General features: G+C 52.5%; 21 protein-coding genes. 9 read left to right on the plus strand and 12 right to left on the minus strand.

Going from position 1 to position 26238, the window contains the following annotated elements; genetic code table 11:
* The first annotated feature begins 31 nt into the window (after positions 1-31).
* The 6 genes from ACFQI7_RS18440 (at position 32) to ACFQI7_RS18465 (ending at position 8467) form a co-directional block, all read left to right on the plus strand.
* Entirely contained in the window at positions 32-1168 is a 1137-nt protein-coding gene (locus ACFQI7_RS18440; RefSeq protein ID WP_218098290.1) for an efflux RND transporter periplasmic adaptor subunit, read from the plus strand.
* 29 nt (positions 1169-1197) lie between these two features.
* Positions 1198-2589 (plus strand): ABC transporter permease, encoded by a 1392-nt coding sequence (locus ACFQI7_RS18445; protein ID WP_218098291.1) that lies wholly within the window; start codon positions 1198-1200, stop codon positions 2587-2589.
* Positions 2570-3994 carry an ABC transporter substrate-binding protein gene (locus ACFQI7_RS18450; RefSeq protein ID WP_218098292.1) on the plus strand — a complete coding sequence of 475 codons (1425 nt, stop codon included), beginning with the start codon at positions 2570-2572 and terminating at the stop codon, positions 3992-3994. The genes ACFQI7_RS18445 and ACFQI7_RS18450 overlap by 20 nt, the downstream gene beginning before the upstream one ends.
* A 110-nt stretch (positions 3995-4104) precedes the next feature.
* Positions 4105-6267 carry a hypothetical protein gene (locus tag ACFQI7_RS18455; RefSeq protein ID WP_218098293.1) on the plus strand — a complete coding sequence of 721 codons (2163 nt, stop codon included), beginning with the start codon at positions 4105-4107 and terminating at the stop codon, positions 6265-6267.
* A 131-nt stretch (positions 6268-6398) separates the two neighbouring features.
* Complete coding sequence (locus ACFQI7_RS18460) at positions 6399-7103, plus strand: response regulator transcription factor (RefSeq protein WP_218098294.1); 705 nt, start codon at positions 6399-6401, stop codon at positions 7101-7103.
* A complete protein-coding gene (locus ACFQI7_RS18465) occupies positions 7076-8467 on the plus strand; it encodes a sensor histidine kinase (RefSeq protein ID WP_218098295.1) in 1392 nt (463 codons plus the stop codon). Before ACFQI7_RS18460 ends, ACFQI7_RS18465 begins: the two co-directional genes overlap by 28 nt.
* A 150-nt stretch (positions 8468-8617) precedes the next feature.
* Here ACFQI7_RS18465 and ACFQI7_RS18470 read toward each other — a convergent pair whose 3' ends face one another.
* The 7 genes from ACFQI7_RS18470 to ACFQI7_RS18500 form a co-directional block, all read right to left on the minus strand.
* Positions 8618-8944: a nucleoside triphosphate pyrophosphohydrolase gene (locus tag ACFQI7_RS18470; RefSeq protein ID WP_377517309.1), complete on the minus strand. Its 327-nt coding sequence runs from the start codon at positions 8942-8944 to the stop codon at positions 8618-8620.
* 217 nt (positions 8945-9161) lie between these two features.
* Positions 9162-15275, minus strand: a complete 6114-nt coding sequence (locus tag ACFQI7_RS18475; RefSeq protein ID WP_218098296.1) for an OmpL47-type beta-barrel domain-containing protein — start codon at positions 15273-15275, stop codon at positions 9162-9164.
* 30 nt (positions 15276-15305) lie between these two features.
* On the minus strand, positions 15306-15848 hold the full coding sequence (locus tag ACFQI7_RS18480; RefSeq protein ID WP_218098297.1) for a phage tail protein: 543 nt from the start codon (positions 15846-15848) through the stop codon (positions 15306-15308).
* A 15-nt stretch (positions 15849-15863) separates the two neighbouring features.
* A complete protein-coding gene (locus ACFQI7_RS18485; protein WP_218098298.1) occupies positions 15864-16376 on the minus strand; it encodes a phage tail protein in 513 nt (170 codons plus the stop codon).
* A gap of 45 nt (positions 16377-16421) precedes the next feature.
* Positions 16422-16940 carry a phage tail protein gene (locus ACFQI7_RS18490; RefSeq protein ID WP_218098299.1) on the minus strand — a complete coding sequence of 173 codons (519 nt, stop codon included), beginning with the start codon at positions 16938-16940 and terminating at the stop codon, positions 16422-16424.
* A gap of 21 nt (positions 16941-16961) precedes the next feature.
* Positions 16962-17261 (minus strand): DUF6916 family protein, encoded by a 300-nt coding sequence (locus tag ACFQI7_RS18495; RefSeq protein WP_218098300.1) that lies wholly within the window; start codon positions 17259-17261, stop codon positions 16962-16964.
* A 24-nt stretch (positions 17262-17285) separates the two neighbouring features.
* Positions 17286-17756 (minus strand): GNAT family N-acetyltransferase, encoded by a 471-nt coding sequence (locus ACFQI7_RS18500; RefSeq protein WP_218098301.1) that lies wholly within the window; start codon positions 17754-17756, stop codon positions 17286-17288.
* Positions 17757-17914: 158 nt separating this feature from the next.
* On the opposite strand from ACFQI7_RS18500, the gene ACFQI7_RS18505 reads away from it, so the two are divergent.
* Positions 17915-19597 carry a PhoX family protein gene (locus ACFQI7_RS18505; RefSeq protein ID WP_218098302.1) on the plus strand — a complete coding sequence of 561 codons (1683 nt, stop codon included), beginning with the start codon at positions 17915-17917 and terminating at the stop codon, positions 19595-19597.
* Positions 19598-19713: 116 nt separating this feature from the next.
* On the opposite strand, the gene ACFQI7_RS18510 is transcribed toward ACFQI7_RS18505, so the two are convergent.
* The 3 genes from ACFQI7_RS18510 to ACFQI7_RS18520 form a co-directional block, all read right to left on the minus strand.
* Complete coding sequence (locus ACFQI7_RS18510) at positions 19714-21357, minus strand: RNA polymerase sigma factor (protein ID WP_218098303.1); 1644 nt, start codon at positions 21355-21357, stop codon at positions 19714-19716.
* A gap of 240 nt (positions 21358-21597) precedes the next feature.
* The gene (locus ACFQI7_RS18515) at positions 21598-21972 is read right to left on the minus strand and encodes a VOC family protein (RefSeq protein ID WP_218098304.1); all 375 of its coding nucleotides are present in this window, start codon (positions 21970-21972) and stop codon (positions 21598-21600) included.
* A complete protein-coding gene (locus ACFQI7_RS18520) occupies positions 21960-22466 on the minus strand; it encodes a DinB family protein (protein WP_218098305.1) in 507 nt (168 codons plus the stop codon). Before ACFQI7_RS18520 ends, ACFQI7_RS18515 begins: the two co-directional genes overlap by 13 nt.
* A 163-nt stretch (positions 22467-22629) precedes the next feature.
* Here ACFQI7_RS18520 and ACFQI7_RS18525 point away from each other — a divergent pair, with 163 nt between their 5' ends.
* Positions 22630-23889, plus strand: a complete 1260-nt coding sequence (locus tag ACFQI7_RS18525; RefSeq protein WP_230414809.1) for an MFS transporter — start codon at positions 22630-22632, stop codon at positions 23887-23889.
* A 104-nt stretch (positions 23890-23993) separates the two neighbouring features.
* On the opposite strand, the gene ACFQI7_RS18530 is transcribed toward ACFQI7_RS18525, so the two are convergent.
* Positions 23994-24785, minus strand: a complete 792-nt coding sequence (locus tag ACFQI7_RS18530) for an APH(3') family aminoglycoside O-phosphotransferase (RefSeq protein WP_218098306.1) — start codon at positions 24783-24785, stop codon at positions 23994-23996.
* Positions 24786-25189: 404 nt separating this feature from the next.
* On the opposite strand from ACFQI7_RS18530, the gene ACFQI7_RS18535 reads away from it, so the two are divergent.
* Complete coding sequence (locus ACFQI7_RS18535) at positions 25190-25369, plus strand: DUF1259 domain-containing protein (protein ID WP_230414825.1); 180 nt, start codon at positions 25190-25192, stop codon at positions 25367-25369.
* Between the two features lie 64 nt (positions 25370-25433).
* Here the strand turns inward: ACFQI7_RS18535 and ACFQI7_RS18540 are convergent, their stop codons facing one another.
* A complete protein-coding gene (locus ACFQI7_RS18540) occupies positions 25434-26108 on the minus strand; it encodes a class I SAM-dependent methyltransferase (protein WP_218098307.1) in 675 nt (224 codons plus the stop codon).
* Positions 26109-26238: the final 130 nt, after the last annotated feature.

A 26238-nucleotide genomic window follows, 5' to 3' on the forward strand; every position in this document is an offset into this window, starting at 1 on the left:
CCTGTCGGAAAGCCTGTAGGAGGAACAATCAATGAACACAACGATGGCCGTCGCGGATGAAGAACGCGCCAAGAAGCAAGGAATCCGGCGGGCAATCCTCGGTTTCGTCCTCGTCATGATCGCGTTAACGTTTTTTTCGAATACGCTGCTGAGCCTATCGCTCGCAGAGGTTACAGTCGAGCAAGCCGCAGCCGGCATATTGTCGCACGAGGTTTCCGGCTCGGGCACGGTGGAGGCTGCGCAAACAGCCGATTTGTACGTCGAGACGAACTGGGCCGTACAGGAGGTGAGAGTCGAAGTCGGAGACAAAATCAAGGCCGGCCAGGAACTGGCGGTGCTTAAAACGAGAGAAGCCGAGGATTCGCTGAAAGACAACGAAGCGAGATACGAGCAAAAGCAATTGAGCCTGCAGAAGCTGCAGGACAGCTATGCGGAAGCGATCCGCAGTGCGGACGACAAGCAACTGCGCAACATCGCCCGCGATATCGAAACGACGAAGCTGGATATGCAAATTCTCGAGCGGCAAAACGCCAATTCGCGGCGCCAGCTCGCGGAATTTTCAAGGATTACGGCTCCGGTTGCCGGGATCGTCACCGAAGTGAATGCGATCAAGGGAGCTCCGGTCCAAAGCGGAAAAGCGGCCGTGCGTATCGCCGACTTGTCGAAAGGACTAAAGCTGAAAGCGACGATCGCGAGCGTCAAAGCGCAGTACGTGAACACCGGCGACGAGACCGAATTGATCTTCTCCGCACTGAACAACGCGAGAATCATAGCGACGGTCATCGATATCCGGGATGCGGTCAGCTCTTCCGGCGCCTCCGCGTCGTCCGGGCAAGAACGAAAGGAGCTGACCTTCTTGCTGCATGACGAACGCCTGAAAGGCGGGGAAACCGGCGAGTTCAACATCGTCAAAAAAACGTCCACGTTTCGTGCGCTGCTGCCGAGCGATGCGATCCGGGAAGATGACCAAGGCAAATATATCCTGATCGTCAAGGAAAAAAAAGGACCGCTCGGCAGCGAATACGCTGCGCAGCGAGCTTCCGTTCAAACCGGAGACGCTGATGACAGCAAGACATCCATCGACAACGGCGTTACGCCGCTCGATAAAGTGATCGTCTCCAGCAGCAAGCCGGTTGCCGATGGAGAACGGGTGCTTCTAACCGACTGAACATAAAGATTCCTAAGGAGATATGCGCTATGCTGCGTTCCCGATTAGCCGATTGGATGGTGTTTGTCGGCGTGCTGCTGACGTTGGCAAGCGTAGGACTGTTATCGTCCGTGCTTGCCGACTGGGAGCATGCAAACGGCTCCCGCCGGATGCAGAAGCTGACGGTGAACGTCGACCGGTCCGCCGCTTCCTCCGGCTCCGCCGGTCTCGAGCTGAAAGAAGCCGAGCAGCTGGCGAATAAGTGGAGTCCGCTGCCGATCGCTTTGTCGGCGAAAGGACAAACCGGTGCGGTGTTCGGCAACGTCACGTTGAACAGCGACGTGTTCGGCGTGAACGCAAACTACCGCGATTTTGCCGAATTGAAAATGAAAACCGGCACGTCCATCTTGCAAACCTCCGTCGCCGAACACAGCCGCGTCGCGGTCATCAGCGCACAGGTGGCCGATAAGCTGTTCCGTTCCGCTCAGGTTGTCGGCAAAACGATCGAGCTGTACGGCGTCCCCTTTACCATCATCGGCGTGTATGACAATAACGTCTCCCTGCTGCGGCACATGTCCGATGACGGCGTCCCGGACGTGCTGATTCCGGTTACCGCCATGTTCGACGTGAACCGCGATGCGCGAATCGATACGGTGCAGCTGGCAGCGAAGCCGGACGCAGCCATTCGCGGGGAAGCTCAAGCAAAAGATGCGCTCAGGGCCATCGGCGCAAATCCGTCGCTGTACCGAATTGAAAACGACTTACTGGCGCATGTACGGATCACGCAATGGCGGGCGCTGCTGCTGTTCGCCTGTGGGGCTATCGCCCTCCTCCTGCTCTTGCGGCTGATATTCCGGCAATGCGTGGCGGTCTATGCGTCGCTGCGCCGCAAGCTGTCGACGCACGACTGGCCCGATGCGATTCGGGACGAACGACGCCTGCTGCTGAAATGCAGCTTCGCCGTCCTTGCGATGGCCGCCTGTGCCGCGGGTTTGTGGGAGTTGATCCGGTTCCGCCCTTACATTCCGCTGGATTGGATACCGGAGCAAATCATCGATGTATCGTTTTATATGGAAAAGCTGCGGAGCTTATGGCAGCAGCAGGCGGCGCAATCGGGATATGTCCCCTCGCCGCATGAGCTGCTGGCCGGCGCCGCAGGACAGCTTGCAGGAGGGCTGTTTTTCACAGGCGCAGTACTCGGCTTGCCTTTGTTCCTGCTCGGCGTCCGTTTATGGGCGATGGGTAGGATGTCCGTCTCCGTACAGCTGCAGCGGCTGTTTCTCTATATGCCGGTTACCGCCGCCGCCCGCTGGGCGGGCACGGATTATCGGATCGACCCGCTGGAATATGCGGTGTTCTGCGTTTTATTTATCGTCGCGATTTTCCATTCTGACAAAAAACTTAAAGGAGTGAAATATTCACATGCTGAATATCACAGTTAAACCATCGGTCACTACATGCGCTCTCGTTTCCATGCTTGCCCTTACCGCGTGCTCGGGAAATCAGGCCGCTCCCCCTTCCGCTAATAACGGAGACGGCAGCACGCCGTCCGATACGGGAACGAAAACCGTCACGTTGTCCGTCATGACGTCGGATCGTTTTCTTGAACTGGCCAAACAGCAATTCGAGCAAGCGCATCCCAACATTAAAATCGATATCAAAGAATATGTGGCGGCCCCGCCGGCTCCGGCAGCAGGCAAAGGACAAAATATGGTTATCATGGGCAAACCCGATCCGAAAAATATCGAGAAATTCGTCAGCTCGGTAGGCGCGGAGCTCATGAGCGGCAAGGCATCGGATCTGATCGTCATGAGCGGACTGCCGTACAAGAAGTATGCCGACAAGAAGCTTTTGGAAAACATCAGCGACCTGATGAGCAAAGACGCCGCATTCCAAAAAGACAATTACTATTCGAGCGTATTTGATGCGATGAAGTACAATGGCGCTTTGTATACCGTCCCGGTCAAGGTCGGATTAAACATGTGGCTCGGCAACCAGGCCGTGCTAAGCGGCGAAAAAATCGACGACAACAAATGGACGTGGGCCGATTTCAAAAAAATAGCGGGCAATTGGCTGACGGACAAAAACAATGACGGAAAGCCCGATACGTATCCGCTCGGTAAAATTGAACCCGATCAGTTGATCACGACCATGCTCGGCAGCAGCTTCACCAAGTTCGTCGATACGGGCGGAAAGAAGGCAAAGTTTGATACGCCGGAATTCGTCAACCTGCTGAAGCTGGCAAAATCGATGTACGACGATAAAATCATTCCGACCGACAATGTCGACAACGTCGTCATCCAGCCGAAATCGAACATTTTGATGTATATGGATATGTACTCACTGCCGAAGATGTCGTTTGATGGCAAAGCGGGCTATTATAATTTGCCGTCCGAAAACGAATCGAAAGGGACTGCCTTCACGACCCCCATGCCCATCGCCATCAACAGCAAATCGGCGAACAAGAAGGAAGCGTGGGAGTTCATCAAGTTTCTGTTGTCCGATGAAATACAGGCGGCTAAAGAATTGAACGGCTTTGCCGTCAACAAGAACGGAGCGAAGGCGCAGCTGAATAGCTTAAAAACGTTAGGTACGGGCGAAGGCGGAGCCGGAAAAGGAATGCGCCTCAATCTGAACGGCAAAGAAATCGCGCTGCAAGCCGCCACCGATCAGGAAATCGCCGCCATGGAGAAAGTGCTGAACAACATCAAGGTATACGCCGAAAACGATTCGAAAATTACGACGATCGTCTCGGAGGAAACCGCTCCGTTCTTCCAAGGTCAAAAATCGGCGGAAGAAGTCGCCAAAGTCATTCAAAACAAAGTCAGCACCTACTTGCAAGAATAAAATCGCAAGCACTCGCACAACCCGGCCCGTCTACAACAAGGGGTTATGGATCCGCTCCCGTTAACGAGTCAAGCTGCCTTGCGATTTGCGGATAAGGAGGATCATCCATCATGAATATTCGTCGACATATCGTCACATGCTTCATTTTGCTACTGCTCATGTATAGCACGGCTCATCCGGGTTCGGTTCAGGCCGACTCCGGGGATGCCCCGTCTCCGGCGGAGGATACAACCGAAGCGCAGGTCATCCGCCCCATCGTACTGGGGAAAGCCGATATCGGAGAAGCAAGCTCCATGGAATTGAAAGATGTCATGCTGCTTCCCGGCGACAATGACGGCACGGTTTCTTTTACTTTGGCCGTCAACAACGGCGGGCCGGGCGACCTCGATTTTATGAATTATTGGATCCGCCTGCAGTCCGCTGCAGGCAACCCGTTCACCGTCAACCTGCTGCCGCAGGTTAAAGATAAAAACCGGATTCCGGCTTATACGAGTCAGGAGTTTCATTTCTATGCGAAAGTAAACCGTACGACCAAGCTCCAGGACCTTGTATTCACCTTGATTCAGTTGGACTTTTCCGTAGCCGGCTTCGAAAAAGTAATCGGCCGGATTACAGCTCCCGATAGCTACAGCTTTGTGACGCCAGCCGGGAAGGAAGGCAGCCTCGACATCGGAGACATTCCGTTTATCGGCAAAATCGCCCGCGCCGCCGTCAGCCGTAACGACGATTATTACTTGCCGTCGCTATATTTCGAAATGACGGATGTCGGCACGAAAGGCACGAAACTGCCGGACCTCGCCTACTTTATTCGCACGAAGCAGGGTCAGACGTATCCGCTGCAATCGACCGTCTTTACGAAGGATGCCGACATTCAGCCTCTAGACAAAAAAGAAGGGTTGCTTACCGGGTCCATTCCGCGAGAAGCCGGAGCGGACGGCTGGCAGCTTGTGATCGCGCAGCCTGCCGGCGGGAACGGCATCGGCGAAAGCGTGATGCTGCCCGTCGCATTTTTCGAAGTGCCGGCAGCAGTTGCGGCGGACGTCTCGATCGGCAACGATTACGACTTCGCGAGCAAATCGGGGACGTATACGGCCCGGTTGACATCGCTGCAGCGTTTGCCATGGGACGATCAAGATATTTTGGCGGCGACGATGACGTTGACCAACAACGGAAGCGAGCCGCTTCCAGTCCCGAACCTGCAAGGCTATTTCAAACTGGACGATACCGTTACGATCGAAGCGCAATTCATTCGCAATGACCGGGTGATCAGCCTGCTGCCCGGAAAAGAAATCAGCGTTCAGATCGCCGGCAAAATCCCTTACACCGGCGAATTCCAGTCCATACAGCTTTATTTGCAAGAAAAAGAAGCGGATAACAAAGTCAAAGATTTGCTTACGTTCCATCATAACCGCGAGCTGATGAATATGACGGTGATCCCGGCAAACGGAACGAGAACGCTGACCGATATCGGCTACAGCGCCGCGTATACGATACGCGCCGTTCACACGTTCCAAGGCAATAACACCGATCTATTCGCGGTTCAGATGGATGTCGAAAATTTGGAAAAGCGATCCGCCGATCTTCGAAGGCAGGTTGCGCAATTTCAGGCTGCAGACGGAACCGTATTCCCCGCAAGCATAACGGAAGTCGGCAAGATCAATCCCCGAGGAAAGGCGCTGCAATCGGTCTGGACCACCCTTCCCAAAGACTTTGACACGGAGGGGATACAGCTGATCATCGGCGATGAAGTGTCCGTCCTCCCCCCTTCAGGCTCGGGCTCGAATGAGGGGGCCAGGTTGGAAGGCTATGTCAATGCCGTGTCTTTCCAGCTGCCTGCGGAGCGAAAAGAACCGAAAGCCGGTTTCGCCGACCTGGAAATATATCCTTACTCGATCACATTAAGCCATATCGGAACGCAAATGGATTTTACCACCGGCAAGGTGCAGCTCAGCTTCGATTACGAATTGAATAAAAACGCTCTTGTCGAGGCGGACATGAAGGACCACAAGCTGATTGTCGAGCTCAAGGACGAGCTTTTCGAGAGCGGGAAAGAAATTGTCATCAGCGAAACTTACGATTTGAATGGAACGGACGCTTCCAAGTCGCTGCAGCTTGGATCGCACGATGCGGCTATCTCGTACACGAACAAAGACAAGATTTATAACATCAAGGATATGAAATCGTACCAATTGAACGTCTACCACCAGTTTCAGAACGGACAAAAGAAATTGCTCGCTACCAAAGAACTGGAATGGTTCATTTACGCCGACTGATTCCTGCTGAAAACGATTGGAAAAGAAATAATAAAATGGGTATGATCCGTTTTTTTTAATCTATCTTTCATCTTTTCCCATTATACTGAAACCACGTATCCGGTCGGGCGACGCAAACAGGGGGAAGACCAATGAAAATACTCGTTGTCGAAGACGACGTCCATTTGCTCAAAACGATTCAAACCTTGCTGGAGGAAGAAGGTTATCAGGTCGACCCGACGAGCTGCGGCGAGGAAGGCTGCTATTTGGCGGAACAAGGCATTTACGATCTGCTCGTGCTTGATCTGATGCTGCCTGGAATGGACGGCTTCCACATTGTACGCAACGTTCGCGCCAAACAAGTCCTTACGCCGATCTTGTTTCTCACGGCGCGAGACAGCGCCCAGGATATCGTGAAAGGCCTGGATTCGGGAGCCGACGATTACATGACCAAGCCGTTCGAGGTGCCGGAGCTGCTGGCCCGGGTACGCGCCCTGCTGCGAAGACGCGGACCGGTCGACAACGAGGGCGGGCTTTCCTATCAAAGACTTGTCTTGATTACAAGAACGAAAGAAGCGTTCATCGGCGGAGACAAGGTCGAGCTAACCCAAAAGGAATTCGAGCTGCTCGAGTATTTCCTGCGCAATCGGGAGCAAATATTGACCCGGGAGCAAATATGTACTCGGGTATGGGGGCTCGATTCCGATGTCGGTTCGAATGTAGTCGAGGTGTATATTTATTATTTGCGGAAAAAGCTAAAGGCGTTCGATTACGATCATATCATTCAAACGGTTCGAAACGTCGGTTACATGTTAAAGGAGAATACGGCATGTTCAGGAAAATCCGTACCCGGCTGACGGTACTCAATGCGGCCGTTTTCTTCATCATCCTCGCCTGCCTCGGCTTGATCGTATATACCGATCTGCGCCACCAGCTGTATGTCAAAGTGGATGAGTCGCTGCGGGCAAGATTGCAGGGCGTTCAAGTGTTTTACGCTTCCTTCGATTCCGATGCCCAGGGTGACCGCGAAGCAACCAATCTCCCCGGAGGCGCAGGCAAAAGAACGATGATCCAAATTCAAGGCATTGACCCGCGGGTGTTCCTGGTGCTATGGGACGAAAACGGCACGCCTGTTCCGGTTTTGGCCGGAACCCATTATGACGAAGCGGTAGATGTTTTCAAACCGTACCGGTCGATCCGCACGCCGGAAACGGTCAAAGTCGGTGATCATTATTATCGTATGATCGGGGCCGATTATGATTCGTCTTCGAGCATGAGTCTGAAAATACTGTCGGACCTGTCCCGCGTGAAGGATTTAAACCCGGGCTTCCAGTCGCCGGCAGCGAGCCCTGTCACGTCGCGAATTGTTTCCGTTCAAGCGATCGGTATCGTCGATTCCGAGCAGAACATATTGAAGAAATTGCTCGAGCTGATGTTGTTCGGCATTGTGGGAGGCGGCGTGGTGACGGTATTGGCAGGGATGTATTTGGCGAATCAAGCCTTGCTGCCGATTCGGCGCTCGTGGGATAAGCAGCAGCAATTCGTGGCCGATGCGTCGCATGAGCTGCGGATGCCGCTGTCGATCATTCGGGCGAATGCGGAGCTTGTCTTCCGCCATCCGAACCGTTCTATCCTGGACATGAGCGAGCCGCTGTCCATGGTGCTTTCCGAATCGATAAGGATGGGCAAGCTGACCGACCAGCTGCTGACGCTGGCCCGTGCCGATTCCAATCAAGAAGAACTCATTCTCAAGCCGCTGTGGATTGATGAAATCATTCATGAAGTAACGCAAAAATTCGAACCGCTCGCCGAGCTGAAACAGCAGCGATTGGAGATGCAACTCGAAAGCGGACTGGAAATGTGGGGAGACCGAGAACGGCTGCATCAACTGTTCGTCATTTTGCTCGACAACAGCATGAAGTTTACCCCGGAGAACGGCGTGATCCGGATCATCGCCCACAAACATAGTCAGCATGTTGAGATTGCGGTGGAAGATACCGGAATCGGAATTGAAGCGGTAGATTTATCGCGCGTCTTTGACCGTTTCTACCGGGGGGACAAATCGCGAAGCCGCCATACGGGAGGAACCGGTCTGGGCCTTGCGATAGCCAATTGGATCGTTACCAGGCACGGCGGGGACATCACCGCGGCTAGCGTTCCCGGACAAGGAACGACGATCACGCTTCGTCTTCCTGCGCCGCAAAGGAAAGCATATCATTGACCCTATGTGATCCAGCGGCCTTGTTAGAGAGGCATACACCCGACATGACACAGGAAGAAGGCACCATTAGCCGTCGATTGATGGGCTTAGTGGTGTCTTCTTTTTTTAATCATGGAGCTCGTATTACGGAAGTCTGCTTGCGCCGTAGGCTTACGTTTCCTCCACATGTATTAAATACAACTTCTGCTCGAATCCGCCTCGTTCTGCTTTTTTCTTCAGCCTGATTTTTTCAAACTCCTCGACCGATACGCCTCTACTGTGCAGTACCGCATAGACGAGTTCAACCAAATCGGCCAGCTCTTCTACCTGGTCCACCGCCTCCGCCGAGGTATATTCATCCAGCTCTTCCTGAAGCTTTTTATCGAGCATTTCGATATATTCCCGTTCGTTGAGCGTGCGCACGACGGCCCGCTTCCCTTTCGCTTCGATGATCTCCGGTATGCGGTCTCTAATCAGTTTGTTATAGTTCGTAATCATATATTTAAGAGGCTCCTTTACCTTTATTCAAAAATTATGCCGTTGTCTCTCATTTTATCGAACGTATGTTTCCTTGTAAAGAACAGAGAATCTGCTTACAGCAACTCACCAGTAGCCAGTGTCAAACGCAAAAAAACGCTTCTTCAAGCACCGTGTTTTTGGCACTGAAGAAGCGTTTTTCGTTGACTTGCCGGAGAGAATTGCACCTCTCCCAAATTTACGGGCTGATCAGATTGGATTGAATGAGCAGACGGTGCAGGATGACCGCCGTTTCCGCCCGAGTCATGTTGCTTTTTGGCAGGAGACCTTCCTGGCTTCCTTGCACTAGGCCGCTTTGCACGGCTTCCGCCGCTTCCCGAAGCGCCCATTCGTTAATCTCGCCGCTATCGTTAAAGCCGGATAGGATGGACTGTGGATCAGCTGTCGTCAGTTCGACCGGCTTGCCTGCGAGCTTCATCGCTCTAGCGATCATGACGAGCGCTTCTTCTCTGGTGATCGATTTGTCCGGCCGGAACGTTCCGTCCTCGTAACCGTCGATCAAACCGTAAGCTTTCGCTTGAGCTACCGCCCCTTCAAACCAGTCCGTCGGCAAAACATCCTTATAACGCGATTCCGTCTTGGCATATTCCGATAACCCTAGTGCACGGATGATCATGGCCGTAAATTGCGCCCGCGTAACCGGAGCATCGGGATCGAACCGCTTGTCGCTCAATCCGTTAACAATCATGCGGGATGCCATGTCGTTTACTTCGCGCTGTGCCCAATGTCCGGCTAGGTCTGCGAATGTCTTCATATTGGAAATCGCCGCATACGTGCTGTTCGTCAAGCTGTTGATGCGCAAGTACCCCATATCGTTGCGCGTAATGACGTTCGTGGGCACATGATGCACCGTTCCGTCCGCCATGGCCACAACAGCCGTTGTGATCCGGCTTGCATCCACCTCGGGCGGAATCGGAATTTCCCTGCTGACCATGCGCTGAAATTGATGAATTTCTATCGTTCTGCCATGATATACCGCTTCTACCGTAAAATCGATCGGCGGCATCACGACGGTATACTGTCCTTCACGCGCCCTGTTTTGTATTCGTTCCACCAGCTCCGCAGGCGCTTCGGCGATAACGATTCGTAGAACGATATCCGACAAGTTCGCCTGGCTGCCAAATTGCGCCACCAGCGTCTCCATTCGGATACCCGCCAGCGGTAAATAATAATTACCAAGGCCGGACTGCACCTGCAATACCGCTTGCCGATCCGCAAGCATATCCAGAATGCCGCCGTTCAGCACCGCTTCGATCCGATCCGCGCTGCCTTCCACACGTACCGTCACAACCGGAGGCTCCTCCGTCGATTGCTTTAGTTTTTCTTCGATTCGCTCCGTATCGAGCGTCACGGTAATGACCGTTTTCCCGTCTACCAGCTCGGTTACGACCGTTCCCAAATCATCCACCGACTTACCGGTCGAGCTGCCGCCTGCCGGCGGTGCGACCGGGGACGTCCCTCCGTCTGAAGCAGGCGGACTGGAGGAGTCGGAATCGGTCGGGCTTTCCGGCAGTAGTTCGCGATATATGGTCACTGTATACGCTTGAACCGTTTTACCGTCTGCCGCGGTCACAACAATAGCAATCGAATTTACTCCCGGCTGAAGCGTCAGAAGCGGGCTCGCGCTTCCGCTTGCCGCCTTCATCCCGTTGACTGTCAACACCGCACGCGAGTCGTATGCCACCGCCGTTACCGTAGTGGCATTCACCTCGTTAGGGACGGACACGTTATAGTTGTACACGCCCGAGTTAAAGGCAGGAATCAGCGAACCCGCCGATACGTAAAGCGATACGAGATCCGCCCGGTTTGAAGGTCCCGGTGTGCCCTTCGGTGCAATCGTCACATGGACCTTTCCGTAAGCAACCGCCGACCGGTTGTCATACACGGCATAAGTGACCGTATCCGCCCCTACCGTACTTGGCAGCGGGGTATACTTAAATTGACCCGTTTGCTCATCCATGATATCCAATGTGCCACGCGTACCTTGCTCCTTGACCTTGAACGTGACTCTATCTCCTTCCGGATCAGATCCAGCGAGTATGCCGTAACCCACGGAATCAGCCTCGACGTATAATTGCACCTCGCCCGCAATCGGCGGCTGATTGCCTGTCCCTGAGCGGATGATCGTAGTTACCGTGATAGTACGAACGGCCGCAATACCCAGTGCGTCCTTAACATAGACGGTGTAAATGCCGTTTTCACTCACGGTGAACTCATGCACCCCCGCCGCCAGTTTGTTGCCCGCACTATCAAAATAACCGGCATCTCTTGTTCCCGGTGCCCATTTGATCAACGATACGGTATTGCCAATTCCGTATGTGGAGACGGTCACGGTGATCTTCGCCTGCTCGTTCGCCGGTCCAACCGGTACGGCTGCAAGTTCTATGGAAGGCGCCGTAGGATTAATATTGACAATGTTAATCGTCTGCACCGCTTCATTGCCTACCGCATCTTTCGCATATACCGTATATGCGCCATTGTTTGTGGCCGTAAACGAAGCGATCCCTCCGGTGCTGTTCAAGCCGATTCCGCTTCCTGCAAAATAACTTGTATCCCAGCTGCCTTCCGCCCATTTGAGATGTGTCAGTGCGTTGCCTTTATCGGCTCCATATACCGTGGCGGTAACGGATACCGTTACTGGTCCGTTGGTCGGGCCCGATGGCGAAGCCACTAGTTGAAGCTCGGGCAGATCGCGAATGATTTGCGATACGCTAATCTCTTGCAACGCTTCATTACCTGCCGCATCTTTCGCATATACCGTATACGCGCCATTGTTCATGGCCGTAAACGAACCAATCCCCCCGGTACTGTTCAAGCCGATTCCGCTTCCCGCAAAATAAATTACATCCCGGCTGCCTTCCGCCCACTTAAGCTGCGTCAGCGCATTGCCTTTATCGGCTCCATATACCATCGCCGTAACGGATACCGTTACTGAACCGTTGGTCGGGGCCGATGGCGAAGCCACTAGTTGAAGTGAAGGCAGATCGCGAATGATTTGCGATACGGCAACCTCTTGCACCGTTTCATTGCCTGCTGCGTCTTTCGCATATAACGAATACACGTCATTTTTCGTGACCGTAAATTGTTGGTTCCCGGCAGGCAACTCTATGCCCTCGCCGCCGTCGAAATATTCGGCCGATTGTGTTCCCTGTGCATAACGTAAGACCGGAACCGTATTGCCGACGTCCTTGCCATAGGCGGATGCGGTAACCGTAACGGTCACATCTGCTTTGGTTACTCTGCTCGGCAACTGAGTGGCGACAATCGCCGGTGCCGTACGGCTTATGTTCACGGTTACTTGCTTCAGCGTCTTTTTGCCCGCTTGATTCATGGTTTCAAACTGAATCACATTTTGACCTTCTTCAGCTATAACGATGGGTGCCGTGTAATCATCCCAAGAGCGTCCGCCATCAAGCGAATACTTCGTAGAACGAACGCTTACGCCGGCGGAATCTGTTGTCGCTTCAACTTTAACGTTTTTCGTCGTCCAAGTTCCGCTCACGTATGGCACTCCGTCCGCAGTCATCGCGACGGTCAAATCCGGTTGAGTCTGATCAATATTAATCCATACATTCCGTTCGGTCACATTTCCCGCAATGTCAACCGCCCTGCCGGATACATGATACACCCCGTCCGTTACGGTAACAGGAGACATATAATCCGTCCATGTGGTTCCGCCGTTGAGCGAATACTGTTTCACCGTTAAGCCGCTTCCGCCAATATCCGCAGCTTCAAGCTTAAAGGCAACAGGCTCGCTTGCCCAAGTATTATCGATGTAGGGTGTTCCGTCCTCCATCTTCATCTCGATAGAGAGACTTGGACCAATGGTGTCCACCATGATGGACCAGCCGTCAGCGACGCTGTTTCCGGCATGATCGCTCGTTCGCGCGCGAACCGCGTATACCCCGTCGGTGACAGTCACCGGAACCGTATAATCCGTCCACGTCGCTTCGTTATCGAGCGAGTACTGCGTAACAGCTAGCTGGCTGTCTCCCGAATCGCTCGGATTCAGCGTAAGCGTCACATATTCCGTTGACCAGGTCCCACCCGGGTAATTCGCTCCACTCGCCGTTTCTACCGTTGCGCCGAGTAACGGTGCGGAGGAATCGACTTTAATCGTGAAGAGATGTGCATCTTCGAAACCTACGTTGTCTACACCTTTTAACCAAACTTCGTGTATGCCGTCATCCGCGAAGTTCAACGGGGCGGAGAAATTCAACCACGTCGTTCCTCCGTTCAACGAATATAGCTTCTGATTCAGGCCACTGCCATCGCTATCCTCGAACGACGCATCGAGTGTAACGGCTTTATTGCTCCACTCGCTGCTACTGTAACTCGAACCGTCCTCCTTTTTCAGAACAGCTGCAACTTTTGGGGCGGTTTGGTCGATTTTGACCGCTCCGTTCCTGGAAACCGTATTCCCCGCCTGATCGGACGCTTTGACTCGAACGTCGTACACTCCTTCAGTAACGGTCACCGGCACCGTATAATCCGTCCATGCCGTCCCGCCATCCAGGGAGTATTGCGTAAGAGCCAACCCGCTGCCACCGTCGGAAGAAGTTACCGTTAACGTTACCGGTTGTTTCGTCCAAGTACCTGGCGTGTAAGTCTGGTTGTCCTCGGTCTTCCAATCGGCCGTCAAGGTGGGGGCGGTTTTATCCAGCTTTACCGTGTATGACTTCTCCTCGATGTTTCCCGCTTGGTCGACAACCTGAACTTGCATGGTATATGTACCGTCGGCGGCAAGAGTAACGGGAACCGAATAATCATTCCATGTGGTCCCGCCGTTTAACGAATATTTCGTCGACTTCACACCGCTGAGATTATCCGTTGCCGAGATTGTTATTTTAACGTCTTTCGTCGCCCATGTTCCTTCCACGTAGCTTGCATTGTCCGAAGTGATGTCCGCACTTAGCGTCGGTTTCGTTTTATCCAGCTGTACGTTTTTCGTTTGCAGCACCGCATTGCCAGCATTGTCCGCCTGTTTGAACATGATCTTGTGTGTTCCCTCAGCCGTATAACTGACCGGTCCCGGATTCCAGGTTGCCCCGTCGTCCGTGGAAACGTCTACGCCTGCAACGGTAACGTCCTTTGCCGTCCACACGCCGCCCTTGTATTCCACGTTATCCGAAGTCTTCATCGGAGCAACCGGACTAAAGGGTTCAACCGGAAAAGCTACGGTTCCAAACTCAGGAGACGATGCGCCCCTATTACCGGAAAACGTCGTGTTGGTCAATGCCGGATTGCCATTCTGTATGAATAATCCGCCGCCCGCTCCGTTTTGCGATGTATTGGTCTGGAACGTAACATTCGTTAATTCCGTCGTTTTTTGAAAAAAACTGAGAAATAAGCCTCCGCCATCGCTGTTTGCGGTATTGCCCTTGAATGTCGTTCCCAAAATGTTAGCCGGGGCGTTCAAGTACAAGCCGCCTCCAATGCCGTCGTCGGACACGCCTTGAGCCGCGTTGGAGTCGAACAGGCTGTCCCGGATCATTATCGTACCTGCTGAGGGCGTTGCAGACAATATCGCCATCCCGCCTCCCAACTGCTTGGAAGCCGTATTGGAAATAAACTTCGCTTGATCGGCCTGAATATCCAAATCGCCTTCCGCATATACGCCGCCACCACGTTCCACGGCGGTGTTTGCATTAAAAGTCGCATTGGCCAATACCAGCTTCGACGTCGCTGGCCCGGATACGAATAATCCCCCGCCATATCCCGGATTCGCGGAAGTCGTCGTGATGTTGTTCCGAATCACGGCATTGGTGAATGCCAGCGTATTGCCCACTCCCAGCTTCGCGGCTACTCCTCCGCCCCCGTAACCGGAAGAATCAGGCGCAGCCTTGCCGCCTTGCAGCGTCAGCGCCTCGAACGCAACGTTCACGCCCGGCTGTATTTCAAACAGCCTGTGACTGCCATCCCCTTCGACGATCGTTGTCGAAGCGTCCCCCGAGGCGACTCCATCTGCGCCGGTTAGCGTAACATGGCTTGAAATGAGAAGTTGCCCCGATGTCAGCTTATACGTCCCCGGCTTGATTCGAACCGTATTCGTGCCTCCGGCGGCGTTGCTTAGCTGTATTGCGGTTCGCAGCGTGCACTGTCCTTGCTGGGAGCAGTTCCCTGCGGCATCTCCCGTGTTATCTACCGTATAAGAAGCAGCCGAGGCTTCGCCTCCGATCCAGATCGCTGCAAACAGCAGCGCCGTCAGCAATCCTCCGGCCTTTCCGTACATTCGCAACGGCGGGTATCTGTTTTTCGGCAGCCTTCCCTCATCACGCTTAGCTTCTACCAATCCAATCCCACCTTTCTCCCCGTACCTTATTCACGACCTGGGAGGGAATACCCCTTGCAGGGCGATGATGAAGTTAAGCCCGAGATACGGCTGCATGTTATTGTGCGGCTGACTGCCCCCGGCGGGAATCATCGCGTTCGGATGCATCGATACCCAATCCGACGGGCCCGGAGTATCGTAAGCATTCCCTGTTCCCATCCCCGGTGTATCCGCCCATAACGTATTCCCTGCGTTCCCGGGCGATTCCTGATTGCCGACCGCAATTGCACCGTTTACCTGATGGGTATGCCCGGGAATCTCGCTTTGCAGCAAAGTGACCGTGGGGGTCCCTGACGATTGTCCAAGTACATATTGAGATAACCCCGGCCCCTGCCCTTGGCCTAGAGGGACACTGCCTTGTAAATCGGGCAGAGCGAAGTTTGATACCCCGTTGCCTCCATAGTTCGTTCCCAAAAGGGAAAATAGCGCCGTATTTTGTGACAGAGGAAGGAGCTGCCCGTTGCAAAAAGCCCATCCCTTTGGCGCAAAGTTCCCCGCAAAGATTCGTATTTCCCCTACAAAAGGATCTGCCATTTCATACCTCCCGGGCTAATTTTGAGATGGGAAAATTCCAATAAGAGCAATGCAAAAATTGATCGTTAAATATGGCTGCCGATTCTCATGGGGCTGGCTGGCTCCCGTATTGGTAACGGCATTCACTTGCAGCGCGCCGTCCCCCGGCGACAGCGCACTTTGGGTATTGTAAGAACTGGCAGCGGTCGTCGCCCAAGTTTGGCCCGACACCGACTTGGAAGACGCAATCCCTCTACTGGCCTTCACCGCGTGCGTATGAGCAGGCATCTCACTATGAATCAGAGTATGCGCTTCCTCGCCTGCCCTCTGTCCCAATACGATGCCCTGTCCAAAATGGACGGGCACCCTTCCGCGCAAATCGGGGAGGGCGAAGTTCACCTGCCCATCGCCGCCGTAAGTCGTGCCCAGCAAGGAAAAAAGCGCCTGATTTTGATTGATCGGCATCAGCTGGCCGTTACAATGCGCCCAGCCTTTCGGGGGGAAAGAAAAAGAAAACATCCGTATTTCAGCCAAAAAAGGTTCGGCCATCGCCTATGTACCTCCTATTCCGATGCGACTCGTTGTAAGGCAACCTTACGTTTGGGAAGGGTATATTCCGAAGAGACTTATGATGAAATTAATCGTCAGGTAGGGCATCATGTTATCGTGCGGTTGACTTCCTCCGCTAGGGGAGACAATGTTCGGGTGCATGGATTGCGTCTGCCCGGAGGAATCGTTGAACTGGCGAAGCGTCGATTTGGCCCAAACCGCGTTCTGCGGGCTATTCGTGTTGCCGCGTTTTGTTTGTCCAAGCATCTGATGATTGTGAGCGGGGATTTGATTCGTCGTCAACGTTACCGCCTCGCTCCCTCCGGTTTGACCCAGGGCATACGGGCTTAACCCAGGACCTTGTCCCATGTGAATCGGGATGCGGCCGCGCAAATCCGGCAGCGCGAACGTTTGCTGGCCGTCGCCGCCGTACGTGATGCCGATCAAATTAAACAATGTATCGTTTTGTGAGATGCTTAGCATGCTGCCGTCGCAAAACGCCCAGCCGGCCGGGGCAAAGTTCCCGGCGAAGATACGGATTTCACCAATATAAGGCTGCGCCATTCCGGTCCCTCCCCTCGTCGTTTATCGATTGGCTGTGAAAAGATTGAATACGATCTCGTACCGAAAGCCGTCCGCCTCCCGGCCGACCGGCACCATGAACAATTCAAGCTCCCCGAGCTGCTCATGCACCATCCGATACGTCTGCTGCGGAAGGAAAAATTCAAGCGGCCCTCGAAGCAGCAGTGAAAATTGCACCATATTCGGCGAGGACGCTTGTTCCGATACGTCGACCAGTTGCAGCATAACTTCCTGCTGGCTAAGCGGGATTCGAAACGGCGTGCCCACCGCCTCGCGAAATGCGGAAAAAGAATAAGAACTCATTAAAGGTTTGTGCCTCCCCGAAGATTAATGTATGGTGGGATGCCACTGCATAGCATCGTACATATCGGTGGATTGCGTAGTTCGGAACCCCAGCCGTTCATATAAATGTTTGGCCGGATTCCTATGTACCACCTTCAGTTGAATCGGCTTTCCGCAATCCGACGCTGCTTGCTGCAGCGACCTTAGCAGTTCCGTACCGATCCCGCGGTTCCGAAATGCGGAGAGAAGCGAAATATCGACCAGCGCGATTGCTTGCGGCAGCTGTGCGGTGACCATCCTGCCGATTCGCTGGCCCGCACTCCAGATCGTCCGGTGTTCGGCTCCCGGATACTGCATCCGGTAGGAACGGTTTTGCATCTCAAACTGCATGACAAGAAAAGCCCGGACCTGCTCTTCATCCCAGCCGAAGCTTTGAACTTCTATCTTGCGGACATCGGCGTACAATTCGTACAAAAACGATTCGTCGGCAGGAACTTCGGCCGTCCAATCCAGCACTTACCCCACCCCAAGACCCAGATTGATTGTAACTATATGCACATATACTTTTCTATTATATTCCTGTACAGTAAATACATCATAGTGAATAAACTACTAGTTGCGATAATATATTTCGGAAATACATAGGACTTTAATCCCGTTTCAGGAGGCATACGATGAACGATAAAAAACAAATGTCACGCCGCTCGTTTTTGGCATATGTCGGTTCGGGGACCGCTGCCCTTCTCGCGGCTTCATCGGGTTTAAGCATATTCGGAAGCAAGGCTTCCGCCGAGGAAAGAGCGGAAGCAATTTTTACTTATCCATCGGATGCCATTGCAGCCTCCAAAGGTCTCATCGGGCCATCCAACCAGGACGAGCTCCTGCTCCCTCCAGGTTTTACATACGATATGCTCGCAGCTTACGGAGACCCAATCAATGCCAAAGGCGACACCTTCGGTTTCAATAATAGCGGTATAAGTTACCACCCGGCCGAAGGCTCATCCGCAAACGGCTTGCTCTGGGTAAACCATGAGTCGGCCGACGCTTTCTGGGTGCTCGGAGCCAAACAAAACGGCCACTACAGCTCTGCGCAAATCGAAAAGCTACTTTACGCTCAAGGGGGATCCGTGCTGGGCGTTTCCAGAGACGCTGCGGGCGGCTGGAAAATGGACGCGGCATCGCCTTACGCCCGCCGGATAACCGGACTTAACGCCTTCGAACTTGTTGGTCCGGCGCGCGGCGCCAAGGCGGTTCACGGCGCAAGCCGGATACAGGGCACATTCGGCAACGGATTCGGAGGAAAAACGCTCTGGGGTACGCAGCTATCCGCGGAAAATCACGCCGTTGATACGGCCAGAGAAGCCGGGCTGCCGCAAACCCACTACGGCTGGATCATTGAAGCCGACCCGGCAGACGCCGGTTTCCAACTGCGCAAACATACGGCGCTAGGACGTTTCCAGCATGGAACGATCGACATGAGCCTTGCCAAGGATAACCGCGTCGTTGTCTACATGGGGGATAGCGCGGCCTATGCATGCATTTATAAATATATAAGCAAAGGTTCGTTCGATCCTAGGAAAGGAAAAGCCAACTCCAACCTGCTGACCGACGGCATCCTGTATGCAGCGGATCTAATTCGGGGCCGCTGGATTGAAATAACCGTCCAGGCGGTGCGCGATGCGTTGAACGATCTGCGCTTCAGTCTGCCTTCAGCACTCGAATATACACGTGAAGAATTGCTTGGGCTGTTCCGGGAAGAGGCCGACGTGTACGTGTACACTAGCGAAGCGGCGCTTATTCTCGGCGCGACGCCGACCGATCGGCCGAAAACCGTGCAAACCAGTCCGCAGGAGGGATTGCTGTTCGTGACCCACACGAACAATACGGCTCACGGCAACCTGCACGGCCAGATCAGCCGGTTGATGGAGAAGAACGGCGACTACGGTGCGCTGGAGTTCAGCTTCGAGACCGTTGCAACGGGGGGGCTGCAGAGCGGATTCAGCTCGCCAAGCAGCCTGATTGCCGATCATTTCGGCAACCTGTGGATCTCAACCGATATGGGTTCCAGTCAATTGAATCAAGGGGCTTATGCCGAGTTCAAAAACAATGGCCTATTTGCCGTCGTCTCTCCGTTATCCACGGACCGAAACATCATGCAATTCGCTTCGGCTCCTTCCGAGGCCGCATTAACCGGTCCATGCTTCACTCCGGATGAGCGGACGATGTTTTTGGCCGTGCAGTATCCGGGAGCAAATGCAAGCGAAACTTCCCATCCGGCCAGCACATGGCCCGCCGGATCCGGCAGCAAGCTACCGCGGCCTGCCGTCGTGGCCATCAGCGGATTTTTTTCTTATTAATCGGGTTTCAGCAGACCGAACGAACCTGTCGGCGTTACGTCTTACCTTGATTGGACTTTGCCCCAAAAATATAGAGGAGCCCGCAAAAGCGTGCTCCTCTACTTATAACCCTCTCTTTAATCTTCACCGCTCATCCACATGATGGTGGTCAGCCTTTCCTTTTCTTCCTCCGAAGGCAGAGACAGCAATTGGTTATGTACCAGGTGTTCCATAACGGCGAACACAATCGTCGCACCGTCACTCACCGCTTTGGTCACGATATCTTTGTGCGAGATATGCACCGGCGCCAGCGATTTCCATATCGCTACGAAATCGTCATGCACCTGTTCCAATGCGGCTTTTGCATCGATTTCCTGAAGTAGACTCTCCAGTATTCGAATGAAAGCCTTATATTGGTCCGGCTTGAAGAAAGGGACCAGGCAATCGAGCCTTCCATCCTTGTAAGAGACGAAGCCTTTCCTGACCATGCGAGTGATTCGTTCTTTATCATATTCTGTATGAGATGCACCGGATTCGATTAACCGAATGACATGGTGCATGTCCACGATGTCGGACGAATTGAAGTCCCGCCATTTCATACCGGACCAGCAAGACTCCATCTGCATGCCGAAGTACTTTCCTGTGCTTCGGCTTTTGATGCCGTTCGACGCATATTGGCGGACTCGGTCGTAGTCGGGGATCGATGCTTTGTACTCCGGCTCTTCGTAGCGGATTCTGGCTTGAACCGTATACTTGCCTCCGTCTTTTCTTTCCTCCGGCCCGTACCGGGCGTAGTACTCCCTGGCCTTGACCCGGTTATACTGATAGTTAACGGCATAAGGAATCAACGTCCATAACAGGAATGCATCGCTGCAGTTGCAGCCATGAAACCCGATAGTTTTCAAGTCATTCAGCTTTGCAGTGACGGCCTCGTGCATCTTATCCGCCAATTCTGCCGCTTTTGCTTTTAGATAAGTCGCTTGCGCTATATTGCTTTTCATGTCCCCGATGATAAAATCGGTTTGATATTTGTCCTTGCCGACTTTTCGAAACAGTCCGGAGTATTCGAATTTGTGAATGAAATCCTCGACATAGGCGCAGGACACGCCCAGAGACCTGGCGATTTCCTCGATCGTTGCAGGCTGTTCGTAAGCAGCGATTGCGATATTGTGCGCGAGCAGCGCTTCGAAATATTTGTTAGGTTCCCCTTTCGGCCCGGGGCTGCCGCTATGACCTACCGTCAACCGGACGGGTTTCAGACTTAACGTGCTCGTTCCATGCTCCAAATTCATGGCCTCCTTCACTTTATTGCGCGCTTCATAGAGATGCCATTTGACCGTTCCTAACGGGATATGCAGCAGTTCGGAAATGGTTTTCACGTTCTTGTTCTCGTAATAATACATCACACTGATCGTCCGATGAAGCCGATTAAGGAAAGCCATCTCCCGCTTCGTTCGCTCCAAGCTTTCGTTCAGTACATGCGCCTCTTCCAGGCGGATTGAAGCGTCCTCCATCTGAAGGCTGTCAATATCGGACGTCTGCCAATACCGCTTTTCTTTAGACAAGTAGTTCGACCAAGTATAACAGCAGATGGTGTGCACCCACGCATCCATGTTTTCAATCTCGCGTCCCGACTGAAGAGACTTTAGAAGGGCCAGCAAAATGTCCTGGGACAAATCTTCGGCATGATGATGATTACCGGTCTTCCGAATCGCAAAACCGAATATCTTCTTAGCGTACTGCTCCATATGGAAATCGGTAAAATGCAGTATATGAGTCATTCATGGGGCCCCTTTTGAAGCGATCTATAAGTAAAGTAGGAAATGTCAGCCATCGGTTGGAGAAGAAAATAACTTTTTTTATGTTTCTTATCCCGTTAACGAAAAAAACCAAAAAAGGCTGCACACCGCAGCCCGGATTGTAAAAGTGCTCAACTGCAGATTTGCTCCGTTCATTCCTGATGCTAAATACAACCATGCCGAGTTCGGACAGACTCATACCTTTTAGAGACAGGAAACCGCTTAATGATCCGTGGCTAAGCTCCAGATTTCAATAAAATTTCCATCCGGATCGTAAAACGAAAAAGATTTCCCTTGATAATGGAACAGCTTCCCGACTTGTACGCCTTTATCCTTAAACTGCTGGTAAAGCGACTCGGCATCGGGCACGATAAAACCGTAAGCCGACTGGAGCGCCCCGTTCGGGTAAGTCATATGCGAATGGATGCCGTCGTTGTTTTGCTGAAAAAGAATTCGAACTCCCGTTTCGGTTGTCAGCTCCAGGTATAAAGGATCTTCCGCCGTTATTGTGAAACCGAGATGCTCCGCATACCAATCGGCTGACCGTCTGAGATCGCTTACAGGAATCGTTAGATAAGCGCTGATTAGTTGTGCCATTGCAGGTCCCCTACCCTCATCTTGGCTATGTATACGATTTGCCCCGTATGGAAGGGCAAGTGATTCACCATCTGCATCATAACATCCAGAACGGTGGATTGATTGCTCAAAGCGCTGTACGTAAGCGGCTCCATGCTGGCATAGGGCTGATCGAGCAGCGTATCGGGCTTTGATTTCATACGTTCCAGTACGTGTATAATGATATCGAACGATTTGCCGATGAGATCGAGCGCTTGTTCCTTGGTCATGACAAGCCCTTTCTCGAATTCTTTCTCCCGATTCCTCGTATCCGGCACGTCAAAAAATATAATTTCCACCCGTTGATGCACCGTTCCCCAAATATGAGCAACCAAATTGGCGATGCTGTTGCTGGCGGCGGTAGGTCTCCATAAAATGTCTTCCTCGGACAGTTGTTCAATGGCCTGAAGCGTCCATTTCTTCTCCGCTCTGAATTTCCATAAGAAGCTTTCAATGAGTTTACCGGAAAGTTCCACTACGTACTCACCTCGAATTTCCATTTTTACCAATATACCAAACACTTGTTCGTTTGTAAAGTGGAATGTCTTGCCCGATTTCCACCAAAAAAGTTTGCCATCGAAATGGAATTTTGTGCTATACTTTCCAAAACCATATGAAGGAACGGGAGGATGATTTCGGGTGCAAACGAAAACGAATACGGCTGCGAACCATGCACCACTCGCGCAAAACGGCACGATGTTCACCATCTTGATCGCTGTCAGTATGGTTCATTTGTTAAATGATACGATTCAGGCGGTCGTCCCCGCGATATTCCCCATCGTCAAAGATTCGCTATCTCTAACGTATACGCAATTGGGACTGATTGCCTTTGCGCTAAATTTGACCGCATCGATACTGCAGCCGGCCATAGGGATGTACAGCGACAAAAAACCGCAGCCTTATTTGCTCCCGCTCGGCGTAGTCGCCACCCTGCTCGGGGTTCTCGGACTGGCGCTCGCTACCGGCTTCTGGTCGATGCTTGGCTCGGTCGTGCTTGTCGGCATCGGCTCGTCGGTATTTCATCCCGAAACCGCAAAGGTCGCCTACTTGGCGGCGGGCGCAAGAAGGGGATTGGCCCAGGGGATATTTCAAGTAGGGGGAAATGCAGGGCAGGCGCTTGCGCCGATCATGACCGCGCTCATCTTCGTGCCGCTGGGGCAAGCCGGCATTTTATGGTTCACAATACTGGCGGCGATCGCCATCGCCATACAGATGTATACCGCACGCTGGTACAGCGGCAGGCTGCGTTCGGGTACGGTCAAAAAACGAAGCAGTCAGGCGGCAGGCGTACCGGTCGCGGGCCGCAGGAAAATTGCTGCGGCGATTTCCATCCTCGTGCTGCTTCTCACCTCCAAGATGGCATACTTGGCCGGAATGACGAGCTTTTACTCGTTTTATATTATCGATCGATTTCAGCTATCCGTTCAGGAGGCGCAGTGGTGCGTCTTTGCATTTCTGGCGGCTGGCGCCACCGGCACATTCTTCGGCGGTCCGCTCGCCGATATGTGGGGACGAAGAAACGTCATCTGGTTCTCGATTATCGGCGCGCTGCCGTTCGCTTTTTTGCTGCCGTATATGAATTTCACGACGAGCGTCGTATTTTGCGTCATTATCGGATTTACGATTATGTCGAGCGGCTCGGTCAACATCGTCTACGCGCAGGAGCTGCTGCCCGGCAACATCGGAACCGTATCCGGTCTTTTCTTCGGCCTCGCCTTCGGGGCGGGAGGCCTCGGTGCGGCCGCACTCGGTGCGCTTGCGGACACGACAAGCATCGCGTACGTTATTAAGCTGTGCGCCTTTTTGCCGCTGATCGGGCTGCTCACCATCTTCCTGCCGTCCGACCGGAAACTGAGGCAGTGGGCCGAAGAAGCAGAGCAAAATCAGATTGCCCGATAACTCTCCATTGGATAATGCAATGATGACTGCCTCTCAGCAGCGTGAGCTTTGACGGCGGATCCATAAAATCGGAAGGGAGTCCCGTTCATTGAAAACGGACTCCCTTAGTCATAATCGAAGGCTTCGAGCAAATCGTAATATTCGATTTTGGCCTGGTCTACTGTCGATAACCCGTACTCATCGAAAAAAACGTTCGTCCACGGTTGGCCATAATTACGAATAATGCTGTAATACGCGGCGGACAAGTCTCTATATTTATCCGATATTCCTGCGTCGGCCAAATCTACAAACCCGCTTACGGCATTTTGGTGAATCATTACGTTCGGTGCGGAATAATCGCCGTGTGTAAAAACAAGCTCCTCGCAAGAGGGGGTGTTGGTCATTAGAGCCTGATACAAATGATCAAAGTTATCGCTAAATTCTTTTTCCAACTTTTCTTTGTTAATGGTACCCCTATCTACCTTTTGTTTGATTCGTTCCAATCGTTTCGCCAACGTGCAGTCGAAAGGACAATCCTGCACACCAATGCGATGAACTTCCTTTAACCCTTCGGCAAGATTTCTTACGACTTGTTCCGGATTTTCCTTATGCAAGGCGCTCGATCCATCGATTCCGATCATTTCCGACATCAATAACAGTTCAAACCGTTCGGTTTTTGCATAGTAGATCACTTCCGGAACGTTCAGTTTGCCTTTGAGCCACTTTAATTTTTTAAGATATTGCTCAAGCGGCTCCCGATGAGGAACCGGCAAAATTTTCAGATACGCCCCTTCTCCCGTAGCTTGTTCCAACCGATAGGTTGCTGCGCCGGAATACGGTGCATCGATTTTTTCCCATGAGTCGGCAATGACTAGCGAAGACAGCTCCGACGGGATGATGTAAGATTCGATCTGCATAGCCCACCTCTAGCGTATGTCATTCATTTCCAATAATCCATTATCTCTATTATACGGGTAATCCGCGTATCTTTCCTGGTACAAAATGAGTTAACTTAACAAACGTCCATAGAGTTATATGGTCGAAATAGGAATGGTTTAGAAGAGACTCGTCTATAGCAATGTGCATTCTCTTGACTAAATTATACTATTCATAGAGAAGGACGTGAGAACCATGGCCCTTTCGGGAGCACTTTGCGATCGTTTGGCGAAAATTTTGGGCGGAAAAGGGGAGCATGAGAAAAACCAATGCTCCATCACAGTCAAAAGATCATTGAACGCAAGGATTTTGGGAAGAGGAGCATGAAATTGTAATACAGTCACGGCACAATGGCGTTTCGCTAAATACCGTTGAAATCACTTTACTGCAGAGAGAAGTTCAGTCGTTTGTCAGAAGCGCACAGAGACAAGGTTTCAAAGTAACGGCCGTTCACAACCACTGGCTGTTCGATAAGCCGCGGCTTATGTATGTTCATATTGAATCTGTCGAAAATTCGATCAATTTCGCCAGAAAGCTGGCTTCGATTCTTAAACACTTGAAATAAATCAAATCATAGAAAAGCCCGGCGAAAAGGGCTTTCTTGTTTTATCGGTAAGCGGGACAGCCGATTATTGCTTGATCATGCCGAACGCCCAGAAGGAAGATAAGGAAGCTTGATGAATCCAGTGGTTTTGAAGCAGTGCAATCGCCCGTTCATCCGGACCGTTGGCCTCGCGGCTATATGCGCCACGCATGTCCTTGCAGGCAAATCCGTGCTCTTCCATCAATTTATGAAGCTCCCAAGGCATCATTAAGTTGTGCACGACGGGTTCCCCATACAATCTTCGATATGCCGCCCAGCGAGGTGCTGCCGATGGTCCGGGCGTAACCGCGACAGCCAATCCCCCGGGCTTTAGTACCCGAGCCATTTCTTTCACGATCTTATGCGGCTGTTCCGACCATTCCAAGGAGGTGCATGCAAATATCGCATCAAATTCCCCATCGTCAAAAGGAAGCGGATCACTGTCGCTCACGTGCGCCTCAACTTCCCTTTTTAACGCGGCTTCTATCATCTTAGGAGACTGATCCACTCCGACGGCTTTATAACCGCACTCCATCATCAATCTGGTGCTTTCGCCGGGACCGCAACCCAAGTCGAGCACTTTCAAGCCTGGAGCTGCCGTGAATTCGAAAAAAAACTGGAGCATTTCCGCCCGTGGTCCTTGCTTCCACAACTCGTTATTTTCGTCCCATTTCTGAGCTTGCGCATCTGCAAGACGAATGCTGGTTTCTGTCCAGTTCAATACGATCATCACCTCTGCATGAATTCGAATGAAACCTTACATATTATACCATGCCTGGAATGGAGCCTGCGAATTTACCGCCAAAAAGCAGACACATCGCATAAAAAGCGACGGCCTGCTTCGCATGTTG

The sequence above is a fragment of the Paenibacillus allorhizosphaerae genome (assembly GCF_042659105.1).
In the GTDB taxonomy this organism is placed as follows: Bacteria; Bacillota; Bacilli; order Paenibacillales; family NBRC-103111; genus Paenibacillus_G; species Paenibacillus_G allorhizosphaerae.

Bases quoted from the DNA above. Each gene is read 5' to 3' on its own strand.
- ACFQI7_RS18470 (WP_377517309.1), bottom strand. From the start codon at position 8,944: ATGATTACGAACTATAACAAACTGATTAGAGACCGCATACCGGAGATC.
- ACFQI7_RS18530 (WP_218098306.1), bottom strand. From the start codon at position 24,785: ATGCAGATCGAATCTTACATCATCCCGTCGGAGCTGTCTTCGCTAGTC.
- ACFQI7_RS18495 (WP_218098300.1), bottom strand. From the start codon at position 17,261: ATGAGTTCTTATTCTTTTTCCGCATTTCGCGAGGCGGTGGGCACGCCG.
- ACFQI7_RS18460 (WP_218098294.1), top strand. From the start codon at position 6,399: ATGAAAATACTCGTTGTCGAAGACGACGTCCATTTGCTCAAAACGATT.
- ACFQI7_RS18515 (WP_218098304.1), bottom strand. From the start codon at position 21,972: ATGGCACAACTAATCAGCGCTTATCTAACGATTCCTGTAAGCGATCTC.
- ACFQI7_RS18510 (WP_218098303.1), bottom strand. From the start codon at position 21,357: ATGACTCATATACTGCATTTTACCGATTTCCATATGGAGCAGTACGCT.
- ACFQI7_RS18440 (WP_218098290.1), top strand. From the start codon at position 32: ATGAACACAACGATGGCCGTCGCGGATGAAGAACGCGCCAAGAAGCAA.
- ACFQI7_RS18455 (WP_218098293.1), top strand. From the start codon at position 4,105: ATGAATATTCGTCGACATATCGTCACATGCTTCATTTTGCTACTGCTC.
- ACFQI7_RS18465 (WP_218098295.1), top strand. From the start codon at position 7,076: ATGTTCAGGAAAATCCGTACCCGGCTGACGGTACTCAATGCGGCCGTT.
- ACFQI7_RS18490 (WP_218098299.1), bottom strand. From the start codon at position 16,940: ATGGCGCAGCCTTATATTGGTGAAATCCGTATCTTCGCCGGGAACTTT.
- ACFQI7_RS18505 (WP_218098302.1), top strand. From the start codon at position 17,915: ATGAACGATAAAAAACAAATGTCACGCCGCTCGTTTTTGGCATATGTC.
- ACFQI7_RS18445 (WP_218098291.1), top strand. From the start codon at position 1,198: ATGCTGCGTTCCCGATTAGCCGATTGGATGGTGTTTGTCGGCGTGCTG.
- ACFQI7_RS18480 (WP_218098297.1), bottom strand. From the start codon at position 15,848: ATGGCAGATCCTTTTGTAGGGGAAATACGAATCTTTGCGGGGAACTTT.
- ACFQI7_RS18485 (WP_218098298.1), bottom strand. From the start codon at position 16,376: ATGGCCGAACCTTTTTTGGCTGAAATACGGATGTTTTCTTTTTCTTTC.
- ACFQI7_RS18450 (WP_218098292.1), top strand. From the start codon at position 2,570: ATGCTGAATATCACAGTTAAACCATCGGTCACTACATGCGCTCTCGTT.